The sequence below is a fragment of the Streptomyces sp. NRRL S-37 genome (genome assembly GCF_000721605.1).
Classification (GTDB): Bacteria; Actinomycetota; Actinomycetes; order Streptomycetales; family Streptomycetaceae; genus Streptomyces.
Map to the genome: position 1 here is coordinate 18,786 of NZ_JOIZ01000013.1, position 9,997 is coordinate 28,782.

Consider the following 9,997-nt stretch of genomic DNA (forward strand, 5'->3'; position numbering starts at 1 on the left):
CGGAGCGTCCAGCGCCTCCGGGCACGGAACGAGCGTGAGGGCGTCCAGGTCGCCCTTGCCGGTGCTGTCCAGCCGCCAGGGGCCGTGGGCCGGGGGCAGCAGTCCGGCACCGGTGACCACCCGGTCGAGGCGCCCGACGAGCACCTCCCCGTCCCGTACGACGAACTGGGCGTCGCCGCCCGCCAGGAGCTCCGGCAGCAGCGGCAGCACGGTCTCGACGCGGCTGTCCGCGTCGAGGTCGACGAGGGCGAAGCGGGTGGGGTTCTCGGAGTGCGCGGCGCGCAGCAGACCCCAGACGGCCGCGGCCGCCAGGTCCTCGACCCGGTCGCCGTGCCCGGAGCACATCGCGCCCCGGGTGACGAACACCAGTCGGGCCGTCTCGAAGCGGTCCTGCCGCAGCCACTCCTGCACCAGGTCCAGGGCGTGCGCGAGCAGCGTGTGCGTGGCCTGTGGCACGTCCTCGCCGTGGCCGTCGCCGGAGACGGGGACGCACACCAGGGTCTCGGTGCCGGTGAGACCGGCCAGGGCGGCCGCGGCGGCCTGGGTGCCGAGCGCGGGCAGGACGGCGTGGCGGACCGAGGGGTCGGCGGCGGTCTCGGGAGCGGCGGTCCACTCCAGGCGGAGCAGCGAGTCCAGTTCGGTGCGGCGGGCGGCGGGCACCTGCGTCCCGGCGGGGACGCGCAGCACCAGCGACTCGGCGGACAGGACGGGCGCGCCCTCGACGTCCACGGCGGCGATCGAGACCGAGTCCTCACCCGTGCGGGCGACCCGGAAGCGGACCACGGAGGCGCCGCCCGCGTGCAGCGACACCCCTCCCCACAGGAACGGCAGCAGCTTGTGCTCGTCGTCCAGGCCGGCGAAGCCGACGGACTGCACGGCCGCGTCCAGCAGGGCCGGGTGCATGCCGTAGTAACCGGCGTCGTCCGCCTCCGCCGGGAGCGCGGCCTCGACGAACGCCTCCTCACCGCGCTTCCACACGGCGCGGATGGTGCGGAAGACGGGTCCGTACTCGGTGCGGTCGTAGAAGCCTTCCAGGTCGGCGGCGACCGCGTTCCGCGGGGGCCAGACGCTCGCGTCGAAGCCGGCGGTCCGTGCGTCGGTGCCGAGCACGCCGGCCGCGTGCTCCGTCCAGGTCGCCTCCGGCGCGTCGGCGGCCCGCGAGTACAGGCTCACCTTGCGGGCGCCGGACTCGTCGGGCGCCCCGACCCACACCTGGACGACGACGGCCCCGTCCTCGGGCAGCAGCAGCGGTGTGGCGAGGGTGAACTCCTCGACGCACGCGCAGCCGACCTCGTCGCCGGCGCGCACGGCCAGTTCCAGGAAGCCGGTGGCCGGGAAGAGGACCATGCCGCCGCCGACGGTGTGGTCCGCGAGCCAGGGGTGCGTGGTGAGCGACAGGCGCCCGGTGAACAGCACGCCCTCGGAGGCGGCGAGCGCCGTGGCGGCGCCCAGCAGCGGGTGTTCGGCGGGGCGGAGCCCCGCTCCCGTGACATCACCGGTGTGGGCCGCCGGGCGGGGCCAGTACCGCTCGTGGTGGAAGGCGTACGTCGGCAGCGCCACCCGGCGCGCACCCGTCCCCTCGAAGCACGGCGCCCAGTCGATGTCGACGCCGGTGACGTGGAGCCGGGCCAGCGCGGTGAGCAGCGCGCTCTCCTCGGGCCGGTCCCCGCGCAGGGCGGGCACCGACACGACGTCCTGGCCGCCGTCCAGCACCCGCGCGGCCATCCCGGTCAGGACACCGTCGGGGCCCAGCTCCAGGAACGCGTTCACACCGGCATCGGACAACGCCCGTACACCGTCGGCGAACCGCACCGTGCCGCGGACGTGGCGCACCCAGTACTCCGCCGAACACAGCAGCTCCCGGTCCGCGACCTCGCCGGTCACGTTCGAGACGACCGGAATCACCGGCTCGGCATAGCTCAGCCCCTCCGCGACGGCACGGAACTCCGCCAGCATCGGCTCCATCAGCGGCGAGTGGAAGGCGTGGCTCACCGACAGGCGCCGCGTCCTGCGCCCCTGGTCGGCGAACCCGGCGGCGAGGGCGAGGACTTCCGACTCGTCGCCGGCGACGACCACGGCGTCCGGGCCGTTGACCGCGGCCACCGACACACCGGCGGTCAGCTCGCGGATGACCTCCTCCTCGGTGGCCTGGACCGCCACCATCACACCACCGGACGGCAGTTCCTGCATCAGCCGGGCACGCGCCGCGACCAGCGCGCACGCGTCCTCCAGCGACAGCACCCCGGCGATGTGCGCGGCCGTGATCTCACCGACCGAGTGACCCGCCACGTGGTCGGGCCGTACGCCCCAGGACTCGACGAGCCGGTACAGGGCCACCTCGACGGCGAACAGTGCGGGCTGGGTGAACCCGGTCGTATCCAGGAGCTCCGCCTCGGGCGTGCCCTCCTCGGCGAACAGCACCTCCCGCAGCGGCCGTTCCAGCTCGGCATCGAACCGGGCCAGTACGGCGTCCAGCGCCTCCGCGAACACCGGGAACCGGGCGTACAGTTCACGCCCCATCCCCGCACGCTGCGAACCCTGACCCGAGAACAGCACCGCCAACGACCGCTCCACCGCACGACCACGCGCCACCTCGAACGGTGCCCCGCCCTCGGCGCCCGCGAGCAGCACCGCCCGGTGCTCGAACACCGACCGTCCGGAGGCCAGCGAGTAACCCACGTCCAGGACGGACCCGGTGTCGAAGGACGTCACCCGGTCGATCTGTCCCGGCAGTGCGTCCTCGGACCGCGCCGAGACGGGCCACGGCACCAGGACCGGCGAGACGGACGGCGCGGTGGCCGGCTCCGGTTCCGGCGCGGCCGGTTCGGGCTGTTCGAGGATGACGTGGGCGTTGGTGCCGCTGAGGCCGAAGGACGACACACCGGCACGCCACGGCCGGTCCGTGTCCGGCCACGCGGTCGGCTCGGTGAGGAGGCGTACCGCGCCCGCCTCCCAGTCGACGTGCGTGGAGGGCCGGTCGACGTGGAGGGTCCTGGGCAGTTCGCCGTGGCGCATGGCGAGCACCATCTTGATGACGCCGGCGACACCGGCGGCGGCCTGGGTGTGCCCGATGTTCGACTTGATGGAGCCGAGCAGCAGCGGGCGCTCCGGGTCGCGGTCGCGGCCGTAGGTGGCCAGCAGGGCCTGCGCCTCGATGGGGTCGCCGAGGGTCGTGCCCGTGCCGTGCGCCTCGACGGCGTCCACGTCGGCGGGGGTGAGCCCGGCGCTCGCCAGGGCCTGGCGGATGACGCGCTGCTGGGAGGGCCCGTTGGGGGCGGTCAGGCCGTTGGAGGCGCCGTCCTGGTTGATGGCCGAGCCGCGGACCACCGCGAGCACCTCGTGCCCGTTGCGGCGGGCGTCCGAGAGGCGCTCCAGGACGAGCAGGCCGACGCCCTCGGACCAGCCGGTGCCGTCGGCGGCGTCGGCGAACGCCTTGCACAGGCCGTCGCCGGCCAGGCCGCCCTGCCGGGTGAAGCCGGAGAAGTTCATGGGGGTCGACAGCACGGTGACGCCGCCCGCGAGGGCGAGGGAGCTCTCGCCGCTGCGCAGGGACTGGGCGGCGAGGTGCAGGGCGACCAGGGAGGAGGAGCAGGCGGTGTCGACGGTGAGCGCCGGGCCCTCCAGGCCGAGGGCGTAGGAGACCCTGCCGGAGATGACGCTGGTGGCGAGGCCGGTGCTGGCGTGGCCCTCGACGTCCTCGCGGGAGGTCATCACCAGGGTCGCGTAGTCCTGGCCGGTGGTGCCGACGAAGACGCCGGTCGCGCTGCCGCGCAGGCTCTGCGGGTCGATCCCGGCGCGTTCGAACGCCTCCCAGGACGTCTCGAGGAGCAGCCGCTGCTGCGGGTCCATGGCGAGGGCCTCGCGGGGCGAGATCCCGAAGAAGCCGGCGTCGAAGCCGCCCACGTCGTGCAGGAAGCCGCCGCGGCGGGTGGCGCTGACGCCCCGGTTGTCGTGGCCTCCGCCGAACAGGGCGTCCAGGTCCCAGCCGCGGTCGGTCGGGAACGCGGTGATGCGGTCCTCGCCGTCGGCGAGCATCCGCCACAGTTCGTCGGGGGTGGTGATGCCGCCGGGCATGCGGCAGGCCATGCCGACGATGACCACCGGGTCGTCGGCGACGTCGGCGGACACGAGGGGGGCGCCCGCGTCGCCGTGTTCGTCGAGGAGTTCGGCGACCAGGTGCTCGGCGAGGCCGTGCGGGGTCGGGTAGTCGAAGACGAGGGTGGCGGTCAGCCGCAGGCCGGTGGCGGTGGTGAGGCGGTTGCGCAGTTCGACGGCGGTGAGCGAGTCGAAGCCGAGTTCGCGGAACTCGCGGCCGGGTTCGATGGCCTTGGGCGAGGAGTGGCCGAGCACGGCGGCGGCCTCGGCCCGTACCAGTTCGACGAGGTGGCGGACGCGCTCGTCCTCGGGGAGGGCCAGCAGGCGGCGGGTCAGGTCGGCGGCGGTGCTCGCGCCGCCGACGGCGGTGGCGGCGGCGCGCCGGGTGCCGCGCACCAGGTTGCGCAGCAGCGGGGGCACCTGCGAGCGCGTCCAGGAAGACGTTGGCCGCCGCGTAGTTGCCCTGACCGGCGCTGCCCATCACACCGGACACCGACGAGAACATGACGAACGCGGCCAGGTCCAGGTCCCGGGTGAGTTCGTGCAGGTGCCAGGCGGCGTCGACCTTCGGCCGCAGCACCTTCGAGACGCGCTCCGCCGACAGGGACGTCACCACACCGTCGTCGAGGACACCGGCGGCGTGGACGACCGCGGTCAGCGGGTGCGCCGTGTCGATCCCGGCGAGCAGTGCCTCGGCCGCCTCGCGGTCGGCGATGTCGCAGGCGGTGATGTCGACGACCGCCCCGGCGGCCGTGAGTTCGTCCCGCAGCTCGGCGGCGCCCTCGGCGTCGATGCCCCGGCGGGACACCAGGAGGAGACGGCGCACGCCCCGCGCGGTCACCAGGTGGCGGGCCAGTTCCCGGCCCAGGCCTCCCGTGCCGCCGGTGATGAGGACGGTACCGTCGGGGTTCCAGCGCGGCGGCATCGTCAGCACGATCTTGCCGACATGCTGGGCCCGGCTCATGAACCGGAACGCCTCACGCGCCCGCCGCACGTCCCACACCGTCACCGGAAGAGGCCGCAACGCCCCCTCGGCGAACAGGCCCACCAGCTCCCGCAGCATCTCCCCCGTACGGTCGGGACCCGCCTCACCCAGGTCGAACGCCCGGTAGGTCACCCGGTCGATCGCCCGCGGGTCGCGGATGTCGGTCTTGCCCATCTCCAGGAACCGGCCACCGTCGGCGGTCAGCCGCAGCGACGCGTCCACGAACTCACCGGCCAGGGCGTTCAGCACCACGTCCACGCCCCGGCCGCCGGTCACCGCCCGGAACTTCTCTTCGAAGCCCAGATCACGCGACGACGCGATGTGATCCTCGTCCAGCCCCAGAGACCGCAGCGTGTCCCACTTGCCCTCGCTCGCGGTCGCGAACACCTCCGCGCCCAGATGCCGGGCCAGCTGCACCGCAGCCATGCCCACACCACCCGCACCCCGTCGGGAACGTGGACGAGGTAGCGCTCGTCGATGAGGACGGTGTCGGCCAGGCCGCCGGGGACCATGCCCATCACCCGGTCGCCGGCCCGCAGCCCGGTGACCTCGGGACCGGTCTCGGCGACGACGCCGACGGCCTCCGAGCCGAGGAGTCCGGCCTCACCCGGGTACATGCCGAGCGCGTTCATCACGTCGCGGAAGTTCAGCCCGGCCGCCCGCACGTCGAGCCGCACCTGCCGGCCCTCCGGCGCCTGGAGCGCCTCCGGGGAGGGGGCGAGGGTGAGGGCGTCGAGGGTGCCGCGGTCGTCGCTGTCGAGCCGCCAGGGCAGTCCGGCGGCCGGGAGCAGGCTCGCGCCGCTGGTCAGCCGGGCCAGCCGGGCGACGCGCACGGTGTCGTCGCGGACGACGAACTGGGTGTCTCCCCCGGCCAGCAGGGCGGGCAGCCGTCCCAGCAGTGTGCGGGCGGTGGCGCCCGTGGTGTCCGCGTCGAGGTCGAGCAGGGCGAAGCGGCCCGGGTTCTCGGCCTCGGCGCTGCGGATCAGGCCCCAGGCGGCGGCAGCGGCGAGGTCGCGCACCCGCTCGCCGGTGTCGGCGGCGACGGCGCCGCGCGTGACGAACACCAGCCGGGACGGTCCGGACGGGTTCAGCCCCAGCCACTCGCGTACCAGGTCGAGGGCGCGGGCGGCGAGGGTGTGGGCGGCGGCGGGCAGTTCGCCGCCGCCGTCGCCCAGCGGTACCAGGACCAGCTCGGGTCGCGGGGAGGCGGCCAGACTGTCGGAGAGGGCGGTGAGCGGGGTGCCCGGCAGTCCCGTGCCGCTGCCGAGGACGGCGCAGGGGACGTCCGTGTCGGCGCCGGTGTCGGGGGCGGGGGTCCACTGGAGGCGGAGCAGGCCGTCCTGTGCGCTGCCGCGCAGCGCGGGGGCCTGGATGGCGGAGGGGACGCGCAGGATCAACGACTCGGCGGAGAGCACGGGCGCGCCCTCGACGTCGACCGCGGCGATGGAGACGGAGTCCTCGCCGACCCGGGCGACGCGGACGCGGACCACGGAGGCGCCGCCCGCGTGCAGGGACACCCCGGACCAGGAGAACGGCAGCAGCTTCTTGCCGTCGCCGAGGCCGACGAAGCCGACGGACTGCACGGCCGCGTCGAGCAGGGCCGGGTGCATGCCGTAGTACTCGGCGTCGTCGACCTGGCTCGGCAGGGCGACCTCGACGAACGCCTCGTCGCCGCGCCGCCAGACGGCGCGCAGTCCCTGGAAGACGGGGCCGTACTCGGTGCGTTCGTAGAAGCCCTCGAGGTCGGCGGCGACGGCGCCGCGCGGGGGCCAGACGCTCGCGTCGAAGGGGGTGGTGCGCTCGCCGGTGGTGAGGACGCCGTTGGCGTGCTCGGTCCAGCGCTGCTCCGGGTCGTCCATGGTCTGCGAGTAGACGGTGACCTTGCGGGCGCCGGTCTCGTCCGGGGCGCCGACCCACACCTGGACGACGGCGGCGGCGTTCTCGGTGAGGATGAGCGGTTTGGCGAGGGTGAGTTCGTCGATGCGGTCGCAGCCGACCTGGTCGCCGGCGCGGACGGCGAGTTCCAGGAAGCCGGTGGCGGGGAAGGCGACGACGCCGCCCACCGTGTGGTCCATCAGCCAGGGATGGGTCTGCGCGGAGAGGCGTCCGGTGAACAGGACCCCGTCGAGGCCGGCGAGGGAGACCGCGGCGCCCAGCAGGGGGTGTTCGGCGGAGACCAGGCCGGCGGCCGACACGTCGCCGGCGGCGGCCATCAGGACGGGCCAGTACCGCTCGTGCTGCCACGGGTAGGTGGGCAGGTCGGTGCGGCGCGCGCCGGTCCCGTCGAAGCAGCGGGCCCAGTCGACGCCGACGCCCGCGACGTGCAGCCGGGACAGGGCGGTGAGCAGGGCGCGTTCCTCGGCGCGGTCCTTGCGCAGGGCGGCCGCGGACACGGTGTCGGCGGTGCCGTCGAGCACCCGCGCGGCCATGCCGGTGAGGACGCCGTCGGGGCCCAGTTCCAGGAAGGCGTCGGCGCCGGCGGCGGCCAGGGCGCGTACGCCGTCGGCGAAGCGCACGGCCTGCCGTACGTGGCGCACCCAGTAGTCGGCGGAGCACAGCAGTTCGGGGCCGGCGATCTCGCCGGTCACGTTGGAGACGACCGGGAGGAGCGGTTCGTGGTAGGTGAGTGTCTCCGCGACGGTACGGAAGGCGTCGAGCATCGGCTCCATCAGCGGCGAGTGGAAGGCGTGGCTCACCGCGAGGCGCTGCGTCCTGCGGCCCCGGTCGGCGAATCCGGCGGCGAGGGCGAGGACTTCCGTCTCGTCACCGGCGACGACCACGGCGTCCGGGCCGTTGACCGCGGCCACCGACACACCGGCGGTCAGCTCGCGGGTCACCTCCTCCTCGGTGGCCTCGATCGCCGTCATGGCGCCGCCCGCCGGGAGCTGTGCCATCAGCCGGGCGCGGGCGGCGACCAGGGCGCAGGCGTCGTCCAGGGACAGCACGCCCGCCACGTGCGCGGCGGCGATCTCACCGACCGAGTGGCCCCCGACGAACTCCGGTGTCACGCCCCAGGATTCGACGAGCCGGTACAGGGCGACCTCGACGGCGAACAGCGCGGGCTGGGTGTAGCCGGTGGTGTCGAGGAATTCCGCCTCGGGGGTGCGGCGTGCGGCGAAGACGACGTCGCGCAGCGGGCGGTCGAGGTCGCGGTCGAGCCGGTCCAGTACGGCGTCGAGGGCTTCGGCGAACACCGGGAAGCGGGCGTACAGTTCACGGCCCATGCCGGGCCGCTGGGAGCCCTGGCCGGAGAACAGGACGGCCAGTGAGCGTTCCGTGGCCCGGCCGCGGGCCACCTCGGTGGGTACGCCGTCGGCGCCGGTGAGCAGCACGGCCCGGTGTTCGAAGACCGAGCGGCCGGTGGCGAGGGAGTAGCCGGTGTCGAGGGCGGTGGCGTCGGTGGGTGCGGTGAGCTGCGCGAGGCGGTCCCGCAGGGCGTCCTCGGTCCTGGCGGAGACCGGCCACGGCACGATCCCCGGGGTGAGGGGCGGGGTGGCGGGCTCTTCGGGCTCCGGGGCCGGTTCGGCCTGTTCGAGCAGGACGTGGGCGTTGGTGCCGCTGATGCCGAAGGAGGACACGCCGGCCCGGCGGGGGCGGCCGGTCTCCGGCCAGGGGGTGCGTTCGGTGAGCAGGCGTACCGCGCCCGCGTTCCAGTCGACGTGGCGGGAGGGCCGGTCGGCGTGCAGGGTGGGCGGCAGGACGCCGTGGCGCATGGCCATGACCATCTTGATGACGCCGGCGACACCGGCGGCGGCCTGCGCGTGTCCGATGTTCGACTTGATGGAGCCGAGCAGCAGCGGGCGCTCGGGGTCGCGGTCCTGGCCGTAGGTGGCGAGGAGGGCCTGGGCCTCGATGGGGTCGCCGAGGGGGGTGCCGGTGCCGTGGGCCTCGACGGCGTCGACGTCGGCGGTGGTCAGGCCGGCGGTGTGCAGGGCGCGCTGGATGACGCGCTGCTGGGCGGGGCCGTTGGGGGCGGTGAAGCCGTTGGAGGCGCCGTCCTGGTTGACGGCGGAGCCGCGGATCACGGCGAGGACGGGGTGGCCGTTGCGGCGGGCGTCGGAGAGGCGTTCCAGCAGGAGCATGCCGACGCCCTCGGACCAGCCGGTGCCGTCGGCGTCGTCGGAGAAGGCCTTGCAGCGGCCGTCGCCGGCCAGTCCGCCCTGGCGGCTGAACTCCATCAGGGAGCCGGGCGCGGACATGACGTTGACGCCGCCCGCGAGGGCGAGGCCGCACTCCCCGGCGCGCAGCGCGTGGACGGCGGTGTGCAGGGCGACCAGGGAGGAGGAGCAGGCGGTGTCGACGGTGACGGCCGGGCCCTCCAGGCCGAGGGTGTAGGACAGGCGGCCGGAGGTGGCGCTGGCGGCGATGCCGGTGCCGATGTCGCCGGTGGCGTCGGCCAGGGAGCGGACCAGCAGGTAGGCGTAGTCCTGGCCGTTGGTGCCGACGAAGACGCCGGTGGCGCTGGAGCGCAGGCTGTGCGGGTCGATGCCGGCCCGTTCCAGGGTCTCCCAGGACGTTTCGAGCAGCAGGCGCTGCTGCGGGTCCATGGAGACGGCCTCGCGGGGCGAGATCCCGAAGAAGGCGGCGTCGAAGTCGGCGACGCCGTCGAGGAATCCGCCCTGCTGGCTGACGGAGTGGCCGCGGGCGTCGACGCCCGCGTCGCGCAGGGCGTCGAGGTCCCAGCCGCGGTCGGTGGGGAAGCCGGAGATGGCGTCGGTGCCGGACTCGACGAGCCGCCACAGGTCCTCGGGGGAGGTGACGCCTCCGGGGTAGCGGCAGCTCATCGCGACGACGGCGACGGGTTCCGCGGCGGCTGCCGCGAGTTCCCGGTTCTGCCGGCGCAGCCGTTCGGTCTCCTTGAGCGAGGCCCGGAGAGCTTCGACAACTTTTTCGCTGGGCGTGGTCATGGTCGCTCCG

General features: G+C 74.7%; 1 protein-coding gene and 2 pseudogenes. All 3 read right to left on the minus strand.

The genetic code is table 11. The annotated features are described in order from the left end of the window. Window positions 1-4,996: pseudogene (locus IH50_RS42675) on the minus strand (SDR family NAD(P)-dependent oxidoreductase); the annotation flags it as partial. Window positions 4,997-5,083: 87 nt separating this feature from the next. Continuing rightward, window positions 5,084-5,467, minus strand: a pseudogene (locus IH50_RS43570) (zinc-binding dehydrogenase); the annotation flags it as partial. Then, a complete protein-coding gene (locus IH50_RS42685) occupies window positions 5,353-9,987 on the minus strand; it encodes a beta-ketoacyl synthase N-terminal-like domain-containing protein (RefSeq protein WP_420709077.1) in 4,635 nt (1,544 codons plus the stop codon). The pseudogene IH50_RS43570 and the gene IH50_RS42685, both read right to left, overlap by 115 nt. Window positions 9,988-9,997 lie beyond the last annotated feature (10 nt).

What these genes read in the sequence shown, in the direction of transcription:
- IH50_RS42685 (WP_420709077.1), bottom strand. Translation starts at nt 9,987, where the DNA reads ATGACCACGCCCAGCGAAAAAGTTGTCGAAGCTCTCCGGGCCTCGCTC.